At 61.1% G+C, this 21,251-nt stretch carries 20 protein-coding genes; 4 read left to right on the forward strand and 16 right to left on the reverse strand.

Going from position 1 to position 21,251, the window contains the following annotated elements:
* Positions 1-50: 50 nt before the first annotated feature.
* Positions 51-2,330 carry a phosphoenolpyruvate--protein phosphotransferase gene (gene ptsP / locus PCOSP_RS01120; protein ID WP_139646209.1) on the reverse strand — a complete coding sequence of 760 codons (2,280 nt, stop codon included), beginning with the start codon at positions 2,328-2,330 and terminating at the stop codon, positions 51-53.
* Between the two features lie 22 nt (positions 2,331-2,352).
* A complete protein-coding gene (locus PCOSP_RS01125) occupies positions 2,353-2,832 on the reverse strand; it encodes an RNA pyrophosphohydrolase (RefSeq protein ID WP_003186867.1) in 480 nt (159 codons plus the stop codon).
* Between the two features lie 143 nt (positions 2,833-2,975).
* Here PCOSP_RS01125 and PCOSP_RS01130 point away from each other — a divergent pair, with 143 nt between their 5' ends.
* On the forward strand, positions 2,976-3,632 hold the full coding sequence (locus tag PCOSP_RS01130; protein WP_139646211.1) for a histidinol-phosphatase: 657 nt from the start codon (positions 2,976-2,978) through the stop codon (positions 3,630-3,632).
* Positions 3,633-3,726: 94 nt separating this feature from the next.
* Here the strand turns inward: PCOSP_RS01130 and PCOSP_RS01135 are convergent, their stop codons facing one another.
* Entirely contained in the window at positions 3,727-4,155 is a 429-nt protein-coding gene (locus PCOSP_RS01135) for a DUF2269 domain-containing protein (protein WP_139646212.1), read from the reverse strand.
* Between the two features lie 45 nt (positions 4,156-4,200).
* Complete coding sequence (gene ilvA, locus PCOSP_RS01140; RefSeq protein WP_139646215.1) at positions 4,201-5,715, reverse strand: threonine ammonia-lyase, biosynthetic; 1,515 nt, start codon at positions 5,713-5,715, stop codon at positions 4,201-4,203.
* 137 nt (positions 5,716-5,852) lie between these two features.
* Here ilvA and rpiA point away from each other — a divergent pair, with 137 nt between their 5' ends.
* Positions 5,853-6,527 carry a ribose-5-phosphate isomerase RpiA gene (rpiA, locus tag PCOSP_RS01145; RefSeq protein ID WP_053193096.1) on the forward strand — a complete coding sequence of 225 codons (675 nt, stop codon included), beginning with the start codon at positions 5,853-5,855 and terminating at the stop codon, positions 6,525-6,527.
* A 150-nt stretch (positions 6,528-6,677) separates the two neighbouring features.
* Here the strand turns inward: rpiA and PCOSP_RS01150 are convergent, their stop codons facing one another.
* From PCOSP_RS01150 to PCOSP_RS01165, 4 genes are all read right to left on the reverse strand, one after another.
* Positions 6,678-7,589 carry an SdiA-regulated domain-containing protein gene (locus PCOSP_RS01150; RefSeq protein WP_464710121.1) on the reverse strand — a complete coding sequence of 304 codons (912 nt, stop codon included), beginning with the start codon at positions 7,587-7,589 and terminating at the stop codon, positions 6,678-6,680.
* Between the two features lie 116 nt (positions 7,590-7,705).
* Positions 7,706-8,638 carry an SdiA-regulated domain-containing protein gene (locus PCOSP_RS01155; RefSeq protein WP_464710122.1) on the reverse strand — a complete coding sequence of 311 codons (933 nt, stop codon included), beginning with the start codon at positions 8,636-8,638 and terminating at the stop codon, positions 7,706-7,708.
* 231 nt (positions 8,639-8,869) lie between these two features.
* Complete coding sequence (locus tag PCOSP_RS01160) at positions 8,870-9,535, reverse strand: fumarylacetoacetate hydrolase family protein (protein ID WP_139646221.1); 666 nt, start codon at positions 9,533-9,535, stop codon at positions 8,870-8,872.
* Between the two features lie 40 nt (positions 9,536-9,575).
* The gene (locus PCOSP_RS01165; protein WP_464710123.1) at positions 9,576-10,970 is read right to left on the reverse strand and encodes an FAD-binding oxidoreductase; all 1,395 of its coding nucleotides are present in this window, start codon (positions 10,968-10,970) and stop codon (positions 9,576-9,578) included.
* A 201-nt stretch (positions 10,971-11,171) separates the two neighbouring features.
* Here PCOSP_RS01165 and serA point away from each other — a divergent pair, with 201 nt between their 5' ends.
* The gene (gene serA / locus PCOSP_RS01170; RefSeq protein WP_139646226.1) at positions 11,172-12,401 is read left to right on the forward strand and encodes a phosphoglycerate dehydrogenase; all 1,230 of its coding nucleotides are present in this window, start codon (positions 11,172-11,174) and stop codon (positions 12,399-12,401) included.
* A gap of 146 nt (positions 12,402-12,547) precedes the next feature.
* On the opposite strand, the gene PCOSP_RS01175 is transcribed toward serA, so the two are convergent.
* Entirely contained in the window at positions 12,548-12,970 is a 423-nt protein-coding gene (locus tag PCOSP_RS01175; protein WP_464710125.1) for a DUF4399 domain-containing protein, read from the reverse strand.
* 133 nt (positions 12,971-13,103) lie between these two features.
* Here PCOSP_RS01175 and PCOSP_RS01180 point away from each other — a divergent pair, with 133 nt between their 5' ends.
* A complete protein-coding gene (locus tag PCOSP_RS01180) occupies positions 13,104-13,670 on the forward strand; it encodes a transporter substrate-binding domain-containing protein (RefSeq protein ID WP_139646230.1) in 567 nt (188 codons plus the stop codon).
* Positions 13,671-13,847: 177 nt separating this feature from the next.
* Here the strand turns inward: PCOSP_RS01180 and PCOSP_RS01185 are convergent, their stop codons facing one another.
* From PCOSP_RS01185 to PCOSP_RS01215, 7 genes are all read right to left on the reverse strand, one after another.
* The gene (locus tag PCOSP_RS01185; protein ID WP_139646232.1) at positions 13,848-14,474 is read right to left on the reverse strand and encodes a class I SAM-dependent methyltransferase; all 627 of its coding nucleotides are present in this window, start codon (positions 14,472-14,474) and stop codon (positions 13,848-13,850) included.
* A 56-nt stretch (positions 14,475-14,530) separates the two neighbouring features.
* Positions 14,531-15,175 carry a methionine ABC transporter permease gene (locus PCOSP_RS01190; protein ID WP_464710126.1) on the reverse strand — a complete coding sequence of 215 codons (645 nt, stop codon included), beginning with the start codon at positions 15,173-15,175 and terminating at the stop codon, positions 14,531-14,533.
* Complete coding sequence (locus tag PCOSP_RS01195; RefSeq protein WP_464710127.1) at positions 15,165-16,283, reverse strand: methionine ABC transporter ATP-binding protein; 1,119 nt, start codon at positions 16,281-16,283, stop codon at positions 15,165-15,167. Before PCOSP_RS01195 ends, PCOSP_RS01190 begins: the two co-directional genes overlap by 11 nt.
* A gap of 2 nt (positions 16,284-16,285) precedes the next feature.
* Positions 16,286-17,095 carry a MetQ/NlpA family ABC transporter substrate-binding protein gene (locus PCOSP_RS01200; protein WP_464710128.1) on the reverse strand — a complete coding sequence of 270 codons (810 nt, stop codon included), beginning with the start codon at positions 17,093-17,095 and terminating at the stop codon, positions 16,286-16,288.
* Between the two features lie 87 nt (positions 17,096-17,182).
* Positions 17,183-18,541: an LLM class flavin-dependent oxidoreductase gene (locus tag PCOSP_RS01205; protein ID WP_139646238.1), complete on the reverse strand. Its 1,359-nt coding sequence runs from the start codon at positions 18,539-18,541 to the stop codon at positions 17,183-17,185.
* On the reverse strand, positions 18,541-19,734 hold the full coding sequence (locus tag PCOSP_RS01210) for an SfnB family sulfur acquisition oxidoreductase (protein WP_464710129.1): 1,194 nt from the start codon (positions 19,732-19,734) through the stop codon (positions 18,541-18,543). The genes PCOSP_RS01205 and PCOSP_RS01210 overlap by 1 nt, the downstream gene beginning before the upstream one ends.
* 23 nt (positions 19,735-19,757) lie before the next feature.
* Entirely contained in the window at positions 19,758-20,999 is a 1,242-nt protein-coding gene (locus PCOSP_RS01215; RefSeq protein WP_464710130.1) for an SfnB family sulfur acquisition oxidoreductase, read from the reverse strand.
* Positions 21,000-21,251: the final 252 nt, after the last annotated feature.

The following is a 21,251-nucleotide window of genomic DNA, read 5'->3' on the forward strand; positions in this document are numbered from 1 at the left end:
CGACCGAGAACCACTGTGGGAGCGAGCCTGCTCGCGATGGGGGGCAACGGTTAGAGTGTCTTGTTCGAAGCCGGATTGATCATTCGCGCCAGCCCAAGGTTCTTCAGCGCCAGTTGCAACGAGCTATGGATGACCTGCGGATTATCGATGGTCATCACCTCCGCCAGCAGTTCCTGGGCTTTGCTGAGGTTGATCTGGCGCAGCATCCATTTCACTTTCGGCAGGTTGGTGGCGTTCATCGACAAGCTGTCGAAGCCCATCGCCATCAACAGGACCGCCGCTGCCGGATCGCCGGCCATTTCACCGCAGATACTCACCGGCTTGCCTTCGGCATGGGCGTCGCGCACCACGGTCTGCAAGGCTTGCAGCACGGCAGGGTGCAGGTAGTCGTACAGGTCGGCCACCCGTGGGTTGTTGCGGTCCACGGCCAGCAGGTACTGCGTCAGGTCGTTGGAGCCGACCGAGAGGAAGTCCACCTGCCGCGCCAGTTCCTTGGTCTGGTACACCGCTGCCGGGATCTCGATCATGACGCCAACCGGCGGCATCGGCACGTCGGTGCCTTCGTCGCGCACTTCGCCCCAGGCCCGGTGGATCAGGTGCAGGGCTTCTTCCAGCTCATGGGTGCCGGAGATCATCGGCAACAGGATGCGCAGGTTGTTCAGCCCTTCGCTGGCCTTGAGCATGGCGCGGGCCTGGACCAGGAAGATTTCCGGATGGTCGAGCGTCACGCGAATCCCGCGCCAGCCGAGGAAGGGGTTTTCTTCCTTGATCGGGAAATAGGACAAGGCCTTGTCGCCGCCGATGTCCAGGCTGCGCATGGTCACCGGTTGCGGATGGAACGCGGCCAGTTGCTCGCGGTAGATCGCCAGTTGTTCCTTTTCGCTGGGGAAGCGCTGGTTGATCATGAACGGCACTTCGGTGCGGTACAGGCCCACACCCTCGGCGCCGCGCTTCTGCGCCCGGGCCACGTCGGCCAGCAGGCCGGTGTTGACCCACAGCGGCATGCGATGGCCGTCGGGCGTCACGCAGGGCAGATCCCTCAGCGCATCCAGGCCCAGGGACAGTTGTTTCTCTTCCTCCACCACATCGGCGAACTGCTTGCGCAACACGTCGCTGGGGTTGGTATAGACCTCGCCATGGTAGCCGTCGACGATCATCTGGATGCCGTCGACCTTGGAGTACGGCAGGTCCACCAGGCCCATCACCGTGGGAATGCCCATGGCCCGGGCGAGGATCGCGACGTGGGAGTTGCCCGAACCCAGTACCGAGACCAGCCCCGCCAGCTTGCCCTCGGGCACCTCACCGAGCATGGCCGGGGTCAGCTCCTCGCTGACCAGGATGGTGTTGTCGGGGTAGACCAGGGTCTGCTGGCGCTCCTGCTGCAAGTAGGCCAGCAGGCGACGGCCAAGGTCCTTGACGTCCGAGGCACGCTCGCGCAGGTAAGCGTCATCCATCAGTTCGAAACGGTTGACGTGGTCGGTCACCACCTGGCGCAACGCGCCCTGGGCCCATTGGCCAGTCTTGATGACCGTGGTCACTTCGCTGCCCAGGGAGGCGTCGTCGAGCATCATCAGGTAGACGTCGAACAGCGCGCGTTCTTCGGGGCGCAGCTGCGTCGCCAGTTTGGCCGACAGGGCCCGCATGTCGGCGCGCACCCCTTCGATGGCGGTCTTGAACAGCTTCAGCTCGGCATCGATGTCGCTGATGGCCTTGTCCGGCACCACATCCAGGTCGGCGGGCGGCAACATGACCACCGCCGTGCCCACGGCCGCGCCCGGAGAACCCGGCACGCCGACGAACTTGGCTTCCTGGATGCCCTTGCCCTGGCGGCCCAGGCCGCTGATCGAGCCGGTGGCCTCGGCGTGGGCGATCACCCCGGCCAGTTGCGCGCTCATGGTCACGAGGAAGGCTTCTTCACCCTCGTCGAACTGGCGACGCTCCTTTTGCTGGATGACCAACACGCCGACGACGCGGCGGTGGTGGATGATCGGTGCGCCGAGGAACGACGCATAGCGCTCCTCGCCGGTTTCGGCGAAGTAGCGGTAGCGCGGGTGGTCCGCGGCGTTTTCGAGGTTCAGGGGCTCTTCGCGCGTGCCGACCAGGCCGACCAGACCTTCATTGGGTGCCATGCTGACCTTGCCGATCGAGCGCTTGTTCAAGCCCTCGGTGGCCATCAGCACGAAACGGTTGGTCTCGGGGTCCAGCAGGTAGACCGAGCAGACCTGGCTGCCCATGGCCTCTTTGACGCGCAACACAATAATCCCCAACGCCGCCTTGAGATCCTTGGCGGCGTTAACTTCCTGGACGATCTTGCGCAGCGTATTGAGCATGGCTCGGGGTCGAACTCCGTCGTCAGTCGCGCGTCAGCAGGCGCGGGGCAAGCTCTTTGAGAGCGCGTCGATACACCTCGCGCTTGAATGTCACCACCTGGCCCAGCGGATACCAATAGCTGACCCAGCGCCAGCCATCGAACTCCGGTTTACCGGTCAAATCCATCCGCACCCGCTGCTCGTTGGAGATCAAGCGCAGGAGAAACCATTTCTGCTTCTGGCCGATGCACAGCGGCTGGCTGTGCGTCCTGACCAGGCGTTGCGGCAAACGATAGCGCAACCAGCCTCGGGTGCAGGCGAGTATTTCAACATCTTCGCGCTCCAGCCCCACTTCTTCGTTCAACTCGCGGTACAAAGCCTCTTCCGGCGTCTCCTGGGGGTTGATCCCGCCTTGAGGAAACTGCCAGGCGTCTTGATTGATACGGCGAGCCCATAGCACCTGACCGGCATCATTCGTAAGAATGATCCCCACATTGGGTCGGAAACCATCGGGATCGATCACGGCAACAACCTCGCAAGCGCATGTCGCCGCATTGTTCCACAAAGGTTGTGAAAGCAGCAACGAGCCCGCCCAGGTTATGTGCACTCTTGTGAAAAGTCCGTATTCTGAGCACCTTTCTTCAGAAATTTCAGCGAGTAACTGCAATGCGGCTGGCCTTATTCGACCTGGACAACACACTGTTGGGTGGCGACAGCGATCACGCCTGGGGCGATTACCTGTGTGAGCGCGGCTTCCTGGACGCCGTCACGTACAAGGCGCGCAACGACGAGTTCTACCAGGATTACCTGGCCGGCAAGCTCGACAATGCCGAATACCTGAACTTTTGCCTGGAAATCCTCGGTCGTACCGAAATGGAAGTGCTGGCCCAATGGCATCTGGACTACATGCGCGATTGCATCGAGCCCATTGTGTTGCCCCAGGCCATCGAACTGTTGAAAAAGCACCGTGACGCCGGCGACAAACTGGTGATCATTACCGCCACCAACCGCTTCGTCACCGCCCCGATTGCCGAGCGCCTGGGGGTCGAAACCCTGATCGCCACCGAGTGCGAGGTGATCGATGGGCGCTACAGTGGGCGCAGCACCGACATTCCCTGCTTCCGCGAAGGCAAGGTGGCTCGCCTGAATCGCTGGCTGGAAGAAACCGGGTATTCCCTCGACGGCAGCTATTTCTACAGCGATTCGATGAACGACTTGCCGTTGCTGGAGGTGGTTTCGCGTCCGGTCGCCGTGGATCCGGACCCGAACCTGCGGGCTGAAGCCGAGAAACGCGGTTGGCCGGTGATCAGCCTGCGCGACTGACATCGCCATCGCGAGCAGGCTCGCTCCTACATTGGAATGCGTTTCCCCTGTGGGAGCGAGCCTGCTCGCGATGAAGCCGACTCGGTTCCGAGCCCTAAACCGGCTTGGCCCCCATCAACCCGGCAATGGCAATCAGGCAGACAAAACTGAACAGCGCCAAGGCCAAGGTAAAGGTGCCGTTGCCCGCCGTCGGCAGCTTGCGCCGCTTGTTCAGTCGCACCAACAGCCAGAACCCGGTCAGCGCCGCCAGGGTGTAGAGGATGCTGGAAGCCAGCAGCCAGGTCTGTCCCAATGGCCAGCCGACCTGGTGAACCATCCACCAGCCCGTGAAAGGCAGGCTCGCCAGGGAAAGCCCCATCACCAGCCAGACGAACACCCGCGGGCGTTGCAATACGCGGGCAGATGCCGTGGCGTCACCGTTGCGGCGTGTCCGCCAGACCCAGATGGCCAGCCCTACGGCGCCCACCAGCAGCAGGGCCGTGGCCAGGACGTGAGCGATCTTCAGCGCAGTCAACGTTTCCATTGTTCGATTTCCTTGAGCCGTGCCCAACAGCCTAGCTTGGCTTTGTTAACCCAGGAACAACTGGTATGCCGGGTTATCGCTTTCATCCCAATACGGGTAGCCGATCTCCTCCAGGGCTGCCGGCACCAGGTGGCGCTCGTCGTGGGGCACCTGCAAGCCGGCGACCACACGGCCGTCCGCCGCGCCATGGTTGCGATAGTGGAACATCGAAATGTTCCAGCGTCCGCCCAGCTTGTTGAGAAAGTTGAACAGCGCGCCCGGACGCTCAGGGAATTCGAAGCGAAGCACCACCTCGTCGATGACGTGGGCCGCATGCCCGCCGACCATGTGGCGGATATGCAGCTTGGCCAGTTCGTTGTCAGTCAGGTCCAGTACCGGGAAACCTTGCTCGGTCAGGCTGGCGATCAGCGTGCTGCGTGGGTCGTTCTCCGGGTGTGTCTGCACGCCCACGAAGATGTGCGCCTCGCTGCCGGTGTTGTAGCGGTAGTTGAATTCGGTGATCTGACGCTTGCCCACGGCTTCGCAGAAGGCCTTGAAGCTGCCCGGTTGCTCGGGAATGGTCACCGCGATGATTGCTTCGCGGCCTTCGCCCAGTTCGGCGCGCTCGGCCACGTGGCGCAGGCGGTCGAAGTTGACGTTGGCACCGGAGTCGATGGCGACCAGGGTCTGGCCGCTGATGCCGCGTGACTCGACGTATTTCTTGATCCCGGCTACGCCCAGCGCGCCTGCAGGTTCGGTGATCGAGCGGGTATCGTCGTAGATATCCTTGATTGCGGCGCAGATCTCGTCGGTGCTGACGGTGATGACTTCATCCACGTGATGCTTGCAGATATCAAAGGTGTGCTGGCCGATCTGCGCCACGGCGACGCCGTCGGCAAACAGGCCGACGGTCGGCAACACCACGCGCTCTCCGGCGGCCATGGCAGCCTGCAGGCAGTTGGAGTCATCGGGTTCGACACCGATGACCTTGATTTCGGGGCGCAGGTATTTCACGTAGGCCGCGATCCCGGCAATCAGCCCGCCACCGCCCACCGGAACGAAAATCGCGTCCAGGCGCCCCGGATGTTGACGCAGGATTTCCATCGCCACCGTGCCCTGCCCGGCAATGGTGTGGGGATCGTCGTAGGGATGGATATAGACGTAACCCTTTTCGTCGACCAGTTTCAGCGAGTAGGCCAGGGCCTCGGGGAACGAGTCGCCGTGCAACACCACTTTGCCGCCACGGGAGCGCACGCCTTCAACCTTGATTTCCGGGGTGGTCTTGGGCATCACGATGGTGGCTTTCACACCCAGGACCTTGGCGGCCAGGGCCAGGCCCTGGGCATGGTTGCCCGCCGACGCCGTGACCACGCCGCGTGAACGCTCTTCATCGCTGAGCTGGGTCAGCTTGTTGTAGGCCCCGCGAATCTTGAACGAGAACACCGGCTGCAAGTCTTCGCGCTTGAGCCAGATGCTGTTGCCCAGTCGCTCGGAAAGCTGGCGAGCGTTCTGCAGCGGGGTTTCTACGGCGACGTCGTAGACGCGCGAGGTGAGGATCTTTTTGACGTACTGTTCAAGCATCGGAAAGCATCACTGGGCGGGTTGGGCAGGGTCAAGGAGTCTAACCCGGCTTTTGGCCGGGCGACCACACGAATCCCGAGGTTTTGTTGGGTTATACTCGCGTCCCTCTTTACTCCCTGCCCGTTTTCGGAGCCCGCATGACCCAGGATCAACTCAAACAGGCCGTGGCCCAGGCCGCCGTCGACCTCATCCTCCCGAAACTGGATGACAAGAGCATCGTCGGGGTCGGCACCGGCTCCACGGCCAACTGCTTCATCGACGCGCTGGCGCAGCACAAGGGCGCCTTCGACGGGGCGGTTGCCAGCTCCGAAGCCACTGCTGCGCGGCTCAAGGGCCACGGGATCCCGGTGTATGAGCTCAACACCGTGAGCGACCTGGAGTTCTACATCGACGGCGCCGACGAAAGCGACGCGCACCTGAACCTGATCAAGGGCGGCGGCGCGGCCCTGACCCGCGAGAAGATCGTCGCGGCGGTGGCCAAGACCTTCATCTGCATCGCCGACGCCAGCAAACTGGTGCCGGTGCTTGGTGCGTTCCCGCTCCCGGTCGAGGTTATTCCGATGGCTCGCAGCCACGTGGCCCGCCAGTTGGTGAAGCTGGGCGGCGATCCGGTGTATCGCGAGGGTGTGCTGACCGATAACGGCAACATCATCCTGGATGTGCATAACCTGCAGATCACCAATCCGGCGGAGCTGGAAAGCCAGATCAACGCCATCGTTGGCGTGGTCACCAATGGTTTGTTCGCTGCCCGTCCGGCGGATGTGCTGCTGCTGGGCACGGCGGAAGGGGTGAAGACCCTGCGGGCCGAGTAAACAGGGAAAAAGCCCGGTCTTCTGATCGAAGCCGGGCCCCTGTGGGAGCGAGCCTGCTCGCGATAGCGGTTTCACATTCAACGCTGATGTGACGGGTGAATCGCTATCGCGAGCAGGCTCGCTCCCACATGGATTCATGGCAGGCCTGGTTCAAGGCTGCGGTTTCTTGAACACGTAGAACAGGTTCGGCTCGCTCACCAGGTACAGAGTGCCGTCATCGTCCATGGCGATGCCTTCGGCCTGGGGGACATTTTTTTGCAATCCCTGACGGCCTTTGCTCAAGGACAGTGTGCTCAGGGGCTTCCCGTCGATACCCAGCTCGATGATCAGTCGCGACTCATCGGACAGCGCCAGTAAATGGCCGCTGCGCTCATCGTATTGCAGGCTCGACAGGTCCCGCACGAACAGTCCGGCATCGCGCTTGGGGTTGTTGATGACGTGGACTGTGTAAGACTTTTCCGAATTGTGATGGGGAAAGCCCTGCACTTCATAAATCAGCATCGGATCGCGTTCCTTTGCTACGAACAGCCGCTTGCCTACTGAGTCGTAGGCCAGCCCTTCGAACCCTTTGTTCTTGCTCATGTGCACGCCGAGGGTCATTTGTTCGGCGTCGGCCGCGTCGAGGAACCGGGTGTCTTCGTCCAGGTGAATCTTGATCAGCCGCTGCTGGCGCTCGTCGCTGATGACGTAGATGTCCTCGCTGATGAACTCCACCGCTTCCGGATCACCGAAACCGATCAAGGCCACGCGGCGCAGGATCTTGCCGTCCAGTGACACTTCGATCAGTTCGGCATTCTTGTTGGTGACGGTGAACAGGCTCTTGCGTACTGGATCGAACGTCAGCGCCGACACGTCGTCGAGACCTTCGATTACCTGGGCCTCCATCGTGACCCGGTACTGGTCCAGGGCGATGGCCTGCTCGTTGGTGGGTTGCCAGAGGGTATTGAGGTTGAACCAGGCCCGTTCGAACAGGCGCAGGTACTGACCCGCCGCGATCAGCACGATCAGAGCGATTGCCAGTAGCATCAGGATCAAGGGTTTGGGGCGGGCAAGTCGACGCATGGGTGGGCTCGGGTAGGAACAGGTGGTTGGAAATACCACGACTGCCTGAACTGAAGCTTAATGGCCGTGTGCCACACCCTACAGCGAAGGAGGAACTGCCTTACAGAGTTGCTCTGTCAGCGTTGTTTCTCGAAACGATAGAACAGGTTCGGCTCGCTGACCATGTACACGTTGCCAGCTTCATCCATGGTGACGCCTTCGGCGCGCGGGATGGTGTTCTTCAGCCCGTTGAAGTCGCCCAGTAAGGTCATGAAACTGACTTGCTGGCCTTTTTCATCAAGCTCCAGCAAAAGATGAGAATCGGCCGAAAGTACCAGCATGTGACCGGTTCGGGGGTCGATCGCCAGGGCCGAGAGGTTGCGCAGGTCCAGTTCATCGCTGGTATGGATCTGTTTGTCACCCTTGAGCACCGGGGTGCCGTCGCTTTTCCAGGTGAACAATGCTGGCGGCCGTTCCTCGCCCAGTACCAGTTGCTGGTTGCGTGGGTCCCAGACAACCGCTTCGAACCCCTTGTTCTGGTTCTTTGAAGGGCCAAGGTCGTAGTGAGGGAAATCGCTCTCTTTCAATTCTCGGGTATCGGCATCGACGTGGACAATCGACAGTGTGTGGCTTCGCTCATCGGTGATGGCCAGGAGACCGTTCTCCATGAAGGAGACGCCTTCAGGGTTACTCCAGCCCACCAAAGGTATCTTGCGAAGCACATCACCCTGTAACGTCAGCTCCACCAGGAACGGATTCTTGCCCATGACGGCAAACAAGGTCTTGGTCTGTGGGTTGTAGGTCACATCGGACGCTTCATCCTTCTCCATGCCAGGGAGCGGCTTGGCGTCGATCACAGCGGTGTAATCGGGTAGCCAGACGCTTTCCTGACGTTGAGCCGGGCTTTGAAAATGCTCCTTGACCCAAAGCAGACCCCGGTCGTCCCAATGCATCGCAAACGCCAATCCATAAGCGGCAGCCAGCGCCAACAGCGACCAGACATACCAGGGCAGGGCAAAGCGGGAGCGGCGGACGGAGGCGGCGTGGGGCAATGCTGGGGTCTTGGCCATCGATGATTGCGTTCCAGGAATTCGGGCAGGGGAATGGCTGGTTCAGATGCCACATTCGCCGGGATTATCCGGATGGCATGTGAAAAAAACGGTAAATCGTGGGGTGGATGCCTTCAAACCCTTGTGGGAGCGAGCCTGCTCGCGATCGCGGTGTGTCAGGCAACATCAATGTTGCAGGCAGACCGCGATCGCGAGCAGGCTCGCTCCCACAGAAAGGAGATGACGCAGCTGTCAGCAAACGGTGCTTTCGAAACGGCTCGCGCCCGGCAGCTCCAGCACCAGCTCATCCCCCACATTCAGCGGCCCGACGCCCGCCGGGGTGCCGGTGAGGATCACGTCGCCGGCCTGTAGCGAGAAGCAGCCGGCCATGTATTGGATCATCGGCACGATGGGGTTGAGCATCAGGCTGCTGTTGCCGTCCTGGCGCACTTCACCGTTGATGGTCAGGCGAACGGGGATATCGGCCAGATCGGTAAAGGTGGCGTTCGATACGAAGGGCGCAATCACGGCCGCGCCGTCGAATGACTTGGCAATTTCCCATGGCAGGCCCTTGGCCTTGAGCTCGGCCTGCTTGTCCCGAAGGGTCAGGTCCAGGGCCGGGGCGAAGCCGGAAATGGCATCGAGCACTTCTTCGACGCTTGGCCGGGTCGACAGCGGCTTGCCGATCAGTACGGCGATTTCCGCTTCGTAATGCACCGAGCCCCGCTCCACGGGAATGCTGAAACTGCCTTCCAGCGGTACCACGCAACTGCCGGGCTTGATGAACAGCAAGGGTTCGGTGGGCACCGGGTTATCCAGTTCCTTTGCATGTTCGGCGTAGTTACGCCCAATGCACACCACTTTTCCGACCGGGAAGTGGATGCGGGTACCGTCGACATACTGGTGCTGATAGCTCATTACCGACTCCTGTTTTCTGAAACTCATCGGGTGTTTTGCATCACACCGCGAAAATTTTGCCTGGGTTCATGATGCCGTTCGGGTCGAATGTGGCCTTGATGGCTTTCATGTATTCGATTTCCACCGGTGAGCGACTATAGGTCAAGTAGTCGCGCTTGGTCATGCCCACGCCGTGTTCCGCCGAAATCGAGCCGTTGTACTTCTCGACGATTTCGAAAACCCATTTGTTCACGGTCGCACATTTGGCGAAGAACTCATCCTTGCCCAGGTTGTCCGGCTTGAGGATATTCAGGTGCAAGTTGCCGTCGCCGATGTGGCCGTACCAGACCACTTCGAAGTCCGGGTAGTGTTTGCCGACGATCGCGTCGATTTCCTTGAGAAACTCCGGGACTTTCGAGACGGTTACCGAGATGTCGTTCTTGTACGGCGTCCAGTGGGAGATGGTTTCGGAGATGTACTCACGCAGTTTCCACAGATTCTGCAGCTGGGTTTCGCTCTGGCTCATCACGCCATCCAATACCCAGCCTTGCTCCACGCAATGCTCGAAGGTTTCCAGGGCCTGATTGGCGACTGCTTCGGTGGTGGCTTCGAATTCCAGCAGGGCGTAGAACGGGCAGTCGGTTTCGAAGGGCGCGGGTACGTCGCCACGGCCCATGATCTTGGCCAAGGCCTTGTCGGAGAAAAACTCGAAGGCCGTCAGGTCGAGTTTTCCCTGGAAGGCGTGGAGCACTGGCATGATCGAATCGAAGTCCGGCGTGCCGAGCACCATCGCCGTGAGGTTTTTCGGCGCCCGATCCAGGCGCATGGTGGCCTCGACCACGAAACCGAGGGTGCCTTCGGCGCCGATGAACAGTTGCCGCAGGTCATAGCCGGTGGCGTTCTTGATCAGGTCCTTGTTCAGTTCCAGCAGGTCGCCCTTACCGGTGACGACTTTCATCCCGGCTACCCAGTTGCGGGTCATGCCATAGCGAATCACCTTGATCCCGCCGGCATTGGTGCCGATATTGCCGCCAATCTGGCTGGAACCGGACGAAGCGAAGTCCACCGGGTAGTACAGCCCATGCTCTGCGGCCTTGTTCTGTAGCTGCTCGGTGATCACGCCCGGCTGGCAGACGGCGGTGCGGTCGGTGAGGTTCACCTCGAGAATCCGGTTCATGTAGTCGAATGACACGACCACTTCGCCGTTGGCCGCCACGGCTGCGGCGGAAAGCCCGGTGCGCCCGCCCGATGGCACCAGGGCAACCCTGCGTTCATTGGCCCAGCGCACGATGGCCTGGACCTGTTCGATGGTCTTTGGGAAGACGATGGCGCTCGGCGCCGGGGCGAAGTGTCGCGTCCAATCCCTGCCATAGGCTTGCAGGGAGTCGGCATCGGTCAGGACCTTGCCAGGCTCGACGAGGGTCTTGAGCTCTTCTATCAGGGCAGAATGGGTCATCGACAAAACTCTCGAACAATTCATGGTCACCCTGAGAACGCTTCATGTCGCAGAATGAGTGTTTGCAGGTCGCATATGCTAGCATACCGCCCCCGTAGAACAGTGCCGAAGGTCGTTCTGCGGCGACGGCCATCACGCCGGTCGGGCCAGCATGCGCGGTCCGATTCCCTGCCATTTTTTCCGGGACACAGGTTTACGCAGATGAGCAAGACTTCTCTCGATAAGAGCAAGATCAGGTTCCTTCTCCTCGAAGGCGTCCACCAATCGGCTGTCGACGTCCTCAAGTCGGCGGGCTATACCAGTATCGAGTACATCACCAGTTCTCTGCCGGAAGCCCAGCTCAAGGAAAAGATCGCCGATGCTCATTTCATCGGCATTCGCTCCCGCACTCAATTGACCGAAGAGATCTTTGACCACGCCAAGAAACTGGTGGCGGTCGGCTGTTTCTGCATCGGCACCAACCAGGTTGACCTCGACGCGGCTCGCGAGCGCGGTATCGCGGTGTTCAACGCGCCGTACTCCAACACCCGTTCCGTTGCCGAACTGGTGCTGGCCGAAGCCATCCTGCTGTTGCGCGGCATCCCCGAGAAAAACGCTTCCTGCCACCGTGGCGGCTGGATCAAGAGTGCGGCCAACTCCTTCGAAATCCGTGGCAAGAAGCTGGGTATCGTCGGTTATGGCTCGATCGGCACCCAGTTGTCGGTCCTGGCCGAAGGCTTGGGGATGCAGGTGTTCTTCTACGACACCGTGACCAAGCTGCCACTGGGCAACGCCACCCAGGTCAACGATCTGCATGAGTTGCTGGGCATGTCCGACATCGTGACCCTGCACGTGCCGGAAACCGCAGCGACCCAGTGGATGATCGGCGAGAAGGAAATCCGCGCCATCAAGAAGGGCGGGATCCTGATCAACGCCGCCCGCGGTACGGTGGTCAAGCTCGACGCCCTGGCCGACGCGATCAAGGACAAGCACCTGATCGGCGCTGCCATCGACGTGTTCCCGGTGGAGCCGCGCTCCAACGACGATATCTTCGAAAGCCCGCTGCGTGGCCTGGACAACGTGATCCTGACCCCGCACATCGGCGGTTCCACGGCTGAAGCCCAGGCCAACATCGGTCTGGAAGTGGCGGAAAAACTGGTCAAGTACAGCGACAACGGTACTTCGGTATCGTCCGTGAACTTCCCGGAAGTGGCCTTGCCGGCGCACCCTGGCAAACACCGCCTGCTGCACATCCACGAAAACATCCCGGGTGTGATGAGCGAGATCAACAAGGTCTTCGCGGAAAACGGCATCAACATTTCCGGTCAGTTCCTGCAGACCAACGAGAAAGTCGGCTACGTCGTGATCGACGTCGACGCCGAATACTCGGACCTGGCGCAAGAGAAGCTGCAGCACATCAAGGGCACCATCCGGTCCCGCGTGTTGTTCTAAAGAGCACTGGCGAGCTGTTAGCTTCAAGTGGCATGTAATGAAAAAACGGGAGTCCATAAGGACTCCCGTTTTTTATGGCTGACATAAACCTGTGGGAGCGAGCCTGCTCGCTCCCACAGAGGTTATTTACTGTCAGCCAATCACGTTTATTTCACGTTTACGGTGATCTTTTCGGAGACAATCGGCGGATCGAACGGTACATGGCTGAAGTCGCCCAGCTCCAGCTGCAAGGTATGTTTGCCTGGCGCCAGCCTGATGGTGGCCTCGGTCTGCGCCTTGCCGAAATGCATGTGGTTGGCGTCGGCCGGTATCGCCGCGCCGGCGGCAGGCAGTTTGTCGACGTCGATCAGCAGGTGGTGATGTCCGGTGTTCTTTGTCGTATCACCCGCTGGCGCCAGCGCAACGCCCGCGACGCCGAACTTGACCTTGAATTCCTGGGAGACGGTGGCGCCGTCGGCTGGGGACACGATAAATACTTTTGCGCCTTCAGGCGCAGGCGTTGCTGCCGCCAGCATCGAAGTTCCCAGCAACAGGCCGGCTAAAAATGCACGTGACATAAAGCTTTTCATTTTTTTCTCCAGTTTTTCCGCGAAATCCTATTGGTCGTGACAACTTCATGACCAATCGTTGTCGAAGCCTGCAACAACCATAGCAAAGCGAGCCTGAAACGAGCGTCGCTTGTACAAATACCAAGGAGTGACCATGCGTTTCCTGCCTGGCCTGATCTGCCTGCTACCCCTCTTGAGCCCTTTGGCCCATGCCGAACTGATCGACGACATCAACGACCGTGGCGAACTGCGCATCGCTCTCGAAGCCAATGCCGCTCCCTTCAACTTCAAGGAAGACGGCAAGCTCACCGGTTTCGAAGTGGAACTGGGCCAGATGCTGGCCAATGAACTCGATGTACGCGCCGACTTTGTGGTCACCGATGCCGCGGATCTGCTGAGCGGCGTGGAAAGCGGCAAGTACGACGTCGCCATCAACCACATAGCAATGACCCCGGAACTGGCGGAACGTTTCGACACCAGTGCCGCTTACAGCCACCCGGATGCGCAATTGTTGGCGAAGAAGGAGGACACACCGCGCCCGCTCATGATGGCGCAGTCTTTCCAACCGGAAGAAAAGAGCGGTCCGGCACCGAGCCTGGTGATTCCGTTCCAGAAGGGCAACCCGGCGTTCAAGGCCAGCGTGGACAACGCCCTGGCGCGTATCAAGGATGATGGGAGGCTGGAGCAGTTGTCGCAGAAGTGGTTGGGTAAGCAGCAGTGACAGGTTATTAAAGAGTCAGGCGCGGTCTTTGTGGCGAGGGGATTTATCCCCGCTGGGGTGCGAAGCGCCCCCCATACTACCGAAACCGATCAACCTGACAGTTCGAGGCATTAGCTTTTAGAGCTGCTTCGCACCCCAGCGGGGATAAATCCCCTCGCCACAGGGGGGCTGTGGGCCTTAAGACTTGCGCCAGACACTCGCCAGCCATGGCTGCTGCTCCCGGGGCAGTCCCGTCGGCCGATAGTAGTGTTCCAGCTCCACAAAACCGGCTGCGATGAGCTGCGTGCGCCAGGCCTCGAGGTCGTGGTAGGCGCCGAAGCGCTGGCCGCTCCAGCCTTCCTGGTTCTCGCCCCGGGGATTGGAGCTGAACAGCACGCCACCAGGCTTGAGGGTGGCATGCAGTTGCTTGAGCACCCGCGGCAATTCCTGGGTCGGGATATGAAACAGCACGGCGTTGGCGAAGATCCCGTCGAAACGCTCGCTTGGCAGGTCCAGTCGCAGGAAATCCTGTTGCCAGACTTCGCAGCCGCTGTCCTGGCGAGCCATCCGGGCGAATTCCTGTGAACCATCGAGCCCCACCGCAATGTGCCCCATGCGGGTGAAGGTCTGCAGATCCCTTCCCGGGCCGCAACCGAAATCGAGAATGTGAAGCGGTGCCGGGCCGTGGATATGCCGCAACAGCGCATCGATGTTCTGGCTGACGTCGTGATCACGAGTGCCGTCGCGAAAGCTCTCGGCGACCGAGTCGTAATGGCCCAGGGTCGTGGTGGTGATGGCGTTGAGGTCGTCGGAGGAGTGTTTCATGGCGAGGCTTGAGTGGGGAGCGAAGGCCGACTATACCCCATCGTCACAGCATCCACTCAACGCCTGTTCAGCCCTCGCGCTAACCGATCACCGCCCAATTGAATCAGCGCCACCAGTGCCACCAGCAGCACGATCACGGTGAGCATGATCTGGCTGTCGAAGCGCTGGTAACCATAACGATAGGCAATGTCCCCCAGGCCGCCGGCGCCGATGGCTCCGGCCATGGCTGAGGAGTTGATCATGGTCACCAACGTGATGGTAAAACCACCCACGATACCCGGCAGCGCTTCTGGCAACAGCACGTTCCAGACGATATGCCAGCGTCGGCAACCCATGGCCTGGGCGGCTTCGATCAAGCCGTGGTCGACTTCTCGCAGGCTGACTTCGGCGATGCGGGCGAAGAACGGTGTGGCAGCGATGGTCAACGGCACCACGGCTGCCCACACGCCGTAGGTGGTACCGACGATCAGTCGCGTGAACGGGATCAGCGCCACCATGAGGATCAGGAACGGTATCGAACGGAACAGATTCACGAACGCGCCAAGGGCGCGGTTCAGCGTGGGCGCTTCGTAGATCCCGCCCTTGCCGCTGGTGACCAGAATCACCGCCAGCGCGATGCCGGTTGGTAACGCGATCAGCGACGACACGCCCACCATCAGCAGTGTGTCGATGAACCCCTGCAGCAACCGATCAAACCACATAGCCCAGCACCTCCACTTGTTGCGCCCAATTGCCGGCGCGCTGTCGCAGTTCCTCGACGCCCCAGGACGAGCCGCTGACCGCCAGCAACAATTGTCCCAGTCCATGACCCTGAATCCGCTCGATGCCTCCATGCAGCAGTCGTACCCGTCCGCCTAAGGCACTGAACAACGCCGCGAGATCCGGTTCCTCCCGTCCCGTACCAGTGAATTGCAGGCGCAGCACTGCGGCTGCATCCGCCGATGGTGGCTGTGCCTGCAAACGGCTTTGCAATTCCTCCGGCAAGGCCTGTTGCAACGGCGCCAACAATGTCCGGCTGACCTCATGCCGCGGATTGCCGAACACCTCCCAGACCGGCCCCTGTTCAACGATCCGCCCTTGTTCAAGCACCACCACGCGGTCGCAGACTTCACGGATCACCGCCATTTCATGGGTGATCAACACGATGGTCAGGCCCAGCCGCTGATTGATCTGGCGCAGCAGGCCGAGAATCGATTGGGTGGTCTCCGGGTCCAGGGCCGAGGTGGCCTCGTCGCACAGCAAGATCTGTGGGTCGTGCACCAGCGCCCGGGCGATGCCGACGCGTTGCTTCTGGCCACCCGAGAGCTGCGCCGGATAAGCCTTGTGCTTGTCTTGCAGGCCGACCAGTTCCAGCAGTTCGCGGACTTTGCGCTGGCGCTGTGCCTTGGGTACGCCGGCGACCTTCAGCGGTAATTCGACGTTTTGCCATACGGTCTTGGCCGACATCAGGTTGAAATGCTGGAAGATCATGCCGATGCGTCGGCGCAGCTCCACCAGGCGATCTTCATCGAACCCGCCGATGTCGACCTGATCGATCAGCACCCGTCCACTGCTGGGTTGTTCCAGGCGGTTGATGGTACGGATCAATGATGACTTGCCGGCGCCGCTGCGGCCGATGATGCCGAACACTTCGCCATGCTGGATCGCCAGGTCGATGCCCTGCAGAGCCGCTACCCGGGCGCCGTTGTAGGTCTTGCCCACGCCGATGAAACGTACGTGGGCGCGGTTGAACTCTGGATGCAGCTCGGTGTGCGTGGCGCTGAGGGGCAAGGAGGCTTCTGGTCTGGGAAGGGCATTGGCGACGCTCATGGTCAGCCCTCCCAACCGGCCTGGTAGAGCTTGCCATGAGCCTTGTCCAAGGCTGCCCGCACCGCAGGAGAGTGTTGGTAGATGTCGACGAACTTGATCAGCCGCGGGTCGCTCTTGCTCTTGGGCTGGATCACGAACTGGATGACGTATTCCTTGTGATCGAGGCCGTCGAACAGCAACGCGGAGGTGGCGTCGAAGGTGTTCGCCAGGCGAATGTAGGCGGGGTATCCCTGCACCAGGTCGGCGTCTTCATAGGCGCGCACCAGTTGCACGGCTTCGACCTGCAGGATCCGGAGCTTCTTCGGGTTGGCGACGATGTCATCCTCGGTGGCCTTGTAGCCCACTCCCGGCTTGAGCGTGATCAACCCGGCCTTGGCCAGCAGTTGCAAGCCGCGCCCGCTGTTGATCGGATCATTGGCAATGGCGACGCTAGCACCCTCGGGCAGTTCGTCGAAGCTTTTGTATTTCTTCGAGTAGAGGCCGACGTTGTTGATGATTCCCGGTGCGAACGGCACCAGGTCGAACCCGGCGGCGGCCTTGGCATTTTCCAGGAACGGGATGTGCTGGAAATAGTTCACGTCGATATCGCCGGAGGCGAGGCTGACGTTCGGTGCGATCCAGTCGCTGAACTCCACCAACTCGACCTTCAGGCCTTGTTTGGACGCTTCGTCCACGGCGGCCTCCAGGGGGATGGCGAATGCGGCGGTGGTACCGATTTTCAGCGGCGCGTCGGCGGCAAACAGTGTCGAGCTGAACAGACTGAGAAGCAGGGCCAGTGTTTTGACTGGCAGGGTCAGGCGTTGCTTTGTCATGTAGGTATTCCAGTCATTGATGAATAGTCGCAGGTCCTTGTGGCGAGGGAGCCGTTCCCTCACCAAGGTTTGCCTTGGTCTGGCAGGTCAGTGTCGGTAGTGCGAGCCGGTGTGTCGTTCGGGCAAATGGGCTCCTGCATGGAACAGCTTTTCCCGCAGGGTGCCGCTGTCGTATTCCGTCTTGTACGACCCGCGTCGCTGCAGTTCGGGGATCACCAGGTCGATGAAGTCCACATAGCTTTGCGGCGTGACGATGCGGGTCAGGTTGAAACCGTCGAGACCGGTTTCGGCCATCCACGATTCCAGCTCGTCGGCCACCTGCTCGGCCGAGCCGACCAGCGTGATGTAGCGGCCGCCCAGGGCGTGTTGTTCCAGTAGCCTGCGCCGGGTCCAGTCGTTGTTCTGCAGAATCCGGGTGGCGGACTGGATGGCATTGTTCTTCACGTACTGGATCGGCTCGTCCAGTGTGTACTCGGAAAAATCGATGCCCGTCGACGCGGAGAAATGTGCGACCCCGGCCTCGGCGCTGGCGTAGCTCAGGTACTCGGCGTGCTTGGTCCAGGCGGCTGCCTCGGTCTCGCCAACAATCACGTTCAAGCCCATGAATACCTTGATGTCCTCGGGCTTGCGTCCGTCCTGGACGGCGCTGGCGCGCACCTTGTCCACCTGATGCCTGGTCGCCGCTTTGTTCTGCCCGCTGATGAACACGCACTCGGCGTGGCTCCCGGCGAACTGCAATCCGCGCTCCGAGCTGCCGGCCTGGAACAGCACCGGTGTACGCTGGGGTGAAGGTTCGCAGAGGTGGTAACCCTCGACCTGATAGAACTCGCCCCGGTGGCGGACCTTGTGGACTTTTTCCGGTCGGGCGTAGATCCGCTGTTCGCGGTCGTTGAGTACCGCGTCATCTTCCCAACTGCCTTCCCACAGCTTGTAGAGCACTTGCAGGTATTCGTCGGCCTGGTCGTAGCGGCGGTCATGTTCGACCTGCGCAGTCAGGCCCATGGCCTTGGCGGCGCTTTCCAGGTAGCCGGTAACGATGTTCCAGCCGACCCGGCCACGGCTCAGATGGTCGAGGGTGCTCATGCGGCGGGCGAACAGGTAGGGCGGCTCGTAGGTCAGGTTGGCGGTGAGGCCGAAGCCCAGGTTTTTCGTAACGGCGGCCATCGCGCTGACCAACAGCAACGGATCGTTGACCGGTAGCTGAATCGACTCCTTCAGCGTGACGTCCACCGATTGTTGATACACGTCGTAGACCCCGACGATATCGGCGATGAACAACCCGTCGAACAGCCCGCGTTCCAGCAGTTGCGCCAGTCCGGTCCAGTATTCGAGGGTATTGTACTGGGTAGAGGTGTCCTGGGGATGCGTCCACAGTCCGTGATTGATGTGCCCGATGCAGTTCATGTTGAACGCATTGAGCAGGATTTTTTTCTTGCCGGGTGCCATCAGATGGTCCCCCGCAGCGGCGGCTTCTCGTCGTTGAGATAGAAGTTGCCCACCGCGTGGTATTTCCAGCGCACCGGGTCATGCAGCGTATGCACCCGTGCGTTGCGCCAATGGCGGTCCAGGCCATGCTCGGCCAGGGTCGCCTGACTACCGGCCAGCTCGAACAGCGTGCTGCCGGTGGCCAGGGAAATTTCGGTGCTGATGGCGCGGGCTTCGGCCACGGCAATCGACGCGGCGGCGACCGTTTCGGCGTTGGTGTCGGCCTGGGCCCGGTCGAGAAATTCCCCGGCCCTTTCCAGTAGCGCTTCGGCGGCATGCAGGCGGCTGCTCAGTTGGCCAAAACTCTTGAGCGTGTGGGGGGCTTCGGTGGCGACGTCATGGGTGGCGTCGATCCATGGCCGGGTTTTGCTCCGGACAAACTGCAGGGCATCTTCATAGGCTGCGCGGGCAATACCGGTGTCGATGGCGGCATGAAGAATCTGCGCCAGTGGCCCCACCGGTGTCGGCCGCTCGAAGGCACTCTGCAGGGGCAGGACGTCTTCGGCCGAGACATACACGTTTTCGAACACCACCGAACCGCTGCCGGTGGTGCGCTGTCCGAAGCCGCTCCAATCGTCGATCACCGTCAGACCTTCGCTGTTGCGCGGGACGAAGGCCAGTTGCTGGACACCGTTTTCATCCACCACTGACGTGGGGATGCGCTGGGCATAGAGCGCACCGGTGGCGTAGAACTTGCGACCGTTGATGCGATAGCCGTCGCCGTCGCGGCGCAGTTGGGTGGTGCGGTGATGGGCGGTCTTGGTGCCCAGTTCCGCCAAGGCATTGCCAAACCGCTGGCCGGCCAGGACCTCGCCATACAGGCGTTGCTTCTGTGCATCGCTGCCATTGACCCGTAGCACCTCCAGGGCATGGAAATGATTTTGCGGAATCTGCCCGAGAGAGCCGTCGGCCTCGGCAATCAATGCAATGACTTTGGCCAGCGTGACGTTGGAAACGCCCGCGCCGCCATAGGCCTTGGGCACGCTGATGCCCCACAGGCCGGAGCGGGAAAAGGCTTCTAGCTCCGGGTGCGGCAGGCGACGTTCGAGGTCGCGCAGGGCGCTGTCGCGTTTGAAGTCATCGGCCAGGTCGCTGGCGACAATCAGGGCTTGTTCGTCGCTGGTGATCACCGCGACGTGTTGGGAAAGCGTCATGTGCTGCTCCAGAAGTCGGGTGGTCAGATCCAGGAATGCCGGGCCGGCAAAGTGCCGTTCAAGTAATAGGCGCCCACTGCGTGATACTTCCAGCGCACCGGGTCGTGCAGGGTATGGACGCGTGCATTGCGCCAATGACGGTCGAGGTTGAATTCGGCGAGGGTCGCGCGGCTGCCGGCCAGCTCGAACAGTTTTTCGCTGGCTTGCAGGGCAATTTCGGTGCTCAGCACCTTGGCCTCGGCCACGGCTATCGAAGCCCGGGCGGCGGATTGCGCGGTAATTGGCGCGGCATTGACCTGGTCCAGCACTTGGCCGGCCTTGCGCAACAGTGCTTCGGTGGCGTGCAGGTCGATTTTCAGTCTGCCGATATCGGCGATGACGTACGGGTCATCGCTGGCCCGCTCGACCTTGGCATCGATCCAGGGCCGGGAACGTTCGCGGACGAATGCAATGGCGTCGTCGATAGCGCCACGGGCAATGCCTGCGTCAATGGCGGCCTGGATCAATTGCGAGATAGCGCCTTGCACGTTTGGCGTCTCGTTGATGCGCCAGTTGTCCAGCACCAGTTCGGCGTCGACCCGCACGTTGTTCAGCAGCACGGTGCCACTGGCCGTGGTGCGCTGACCAAAACCCGACCAGTCGTCGACGATGCGCAGGCCCGGTGTGCCGCGTCGCACGAAGGCCAGCACCTGCCGGCCCTCGTCGTCCAGCGCCTTGACCGCAACCCAGTGGGCGAACAGTGCGCCGGTGGAATAGAACTTCTGGCCGTTGATGAGAAAGCCATGGCTGTCGGCGCTGATCCGTGCCTTGAGCTCCAGGGTGTTGCGAGTCCCGCGTTCCGGCCCCGCGTTGCCAATGCGCCAACCTTCGAGCACGCTGTTCAGAAGGATTTCTTTCTGCCGTTCGGTGCCCGTGCCAAGAATCAGTTGGAGCACGCCAAACTGGTTCTGCGGAATCTGTCCGAGGGCCGGGTCGGCGGCGGAAATGATCGAGAAGACCTCGGCAAGGGTCACGAACGAGACTTGCGGCCCACCATATTCCCGTGGGACTGCGATACTGCCGAGCCCGCTGCGGGTGAACTGCTCGATTTCCGACCAGGGCAGCTTGCGCTGTTGATCCCGTCGTGCGGCCTGCTGGCGGGCAACCTGTGCCAACTCTCGTGCGGCCTGGATCGCCTCGGCATCGTTGCGCAGCACCTGGGCGGGCAACAACGGGGGGGCGACGTCCTGATCGCTCTGGAGCTTCGCTTGCGCCAGACCAGACATCACAGCCGCTCCATGGCTGTTGGCAGTGCCTGGGCGTTCTGCGCCCGGGTGATTGTGTTGCGTACCATACCCACCTCACATCTCAAGAAAATCAGGAATGTCCGGTGGTCCGGTTTATATACCCTAAACGGATGTAAATTATTTTTGAACTAACGTTTAGGAATATAGATAGAGATCTTTCGCCGGGTGATTTTGTGGCGAGGGGATTTAGCGAAACGTCGCACCGCCCCGCTGGGTTGCGAAGCAACCCTT

Source organism: Pseudomonas sp. MAFF 730105 (assembly GCF_055380705.1).

Bases quoted from the DNA above. Each gene is read 5' to 3' on its own strand.
- serA (WP_139646226.1), top strand. From the start codon at position 11,172: ATGAGCAAGACTTCTCTCGATAAGAGCAAGATCAGGTTCCTTCTCCTC.
- PCOSP_RS01205 (WP_139646238.1), bottom strand. From the start codon at position 18,541: ATGGCACCCGGCAAGAAAAAAATCCTGCTCAATGCGTTCAACATGAAC.
- PCOSP_RS01185 (WP_139646232.1), bottom strand. From the start codon at position 14,474: ATGAAACACTCCTCCGACGACCTCAACGCCATCACCACCACGACCCTG.
- PCOSP_RS01200 (WP_464710128.1), bottom strand. From the start codon at position 17,095: ATGACAAAGCAACGCCTGACCCTGCCAGTCAAAACACTGGCCCTGCTT.
- PCOSP_RS01175 (WP_464710125.1), bottom strand. From the start codon at position 12,970: ATGAAAAGCTTTATGTCACGTGCATTTTTAGCCGGCCTGTTGCTGGGA.
- PCOSP_RS01155 (WP_464710122.1), bottom strand. From the start codon at position 8,638: ATGGCCAAGACCCCAGCATTGCCCCACGCCGCCTCCGTCCGCCGCTCC.
- PCOSP_RS01195 (WP_464710127.1), bottom strand. From the start codon at position 16,283: ATGAGCGTCGCCAATGCCCTTCCCAGACCAGAAGCCTCCTTGCCCCTC.
- PCOSP_RS01130 (WP_139646211.1), top strand. From the start codon at position 2,976: ATGCGGCTGGCCTTATTCGACCTGGACAACACACTGTTGGGTGGCGAC.
- PCOSP_RS01215 (WP_464710130.1), bottom strand. From the start codon at position 20,999: ATGTCTGGTCTGGCGCAAGCGAAGCTCCAGAGCGATCAGGACGTCGCC.
- PCOSP_RS01190 (WP_464710126.1), bottom strand. From the start codon at position 15,175: ATGTGGTTTGATCGGTTGCTGCAGGGGTTCATCGACACACTGCTGATG.
- PCOSP_RS01135 (WP_139646212.1), bottom strand. From the start codon at position 4,155: ATGGAAACGTTGACTGCGCTGAAGATCGCTCACGTCCTGGCCACGGCC.
- rpiA (WP_053193096.1), top strand. From the start codon at position 5,853: ATGACCCAGGATCAACTCAAACAGGCCGTGGCCCAGGCCGCCGTCGAC.
- PCOSP_RS01165 (WP_464710123.1), bottom strand. From the start codon at position 10,970: ATGACCCATTCTGCCCTGATAGAAGAGCTCAAGACCCTCGTCGAGCCT.
- ptsP (WP_139646209.1), bottom strand. From the start codon at position 2,330: ATGCTCAATACGCTGCGCAAGATCGTCCAGGAAGTTAACGCCGCCAAG.
- PCOSP_RS01180 (WP_139646230.1), top strand. From the start codon at position 13,104: ATGCGTTTCCTGCCTGGCCTGATCTGCCTGCTACCCCTCTTGAGCCCT.
- PCOSP_RS01150 (WP_464710121.1), bottom strand. From the start codon at position 7,589: ATGCGTCGACTTGCCCGCCCCAAACCCTTGATCCTGATGCTACTGGCA.
- PCOSP_RS01160 (WP_139646221.1), bottom strand. From the start codon at position 9,535: ATGAGCTATCAGCACCAGTATGTCGACGGTACCCGCATCCACTTCCCG.
- PCOSP_RS01210 (WP_464710129.1), bottom strand. From the start codon at position 19,734: ATGACGCTTTCCCAACACGTCGCGGTGATCACCAGCGACGAACAAGCC.
- ilvA (WP_139646215.1), bottom strand. From the start codon at position 5,715: ATGCTTGAACAGTACGTCAAAAAGATCCTCACCTCGCGCGTCTACGAC.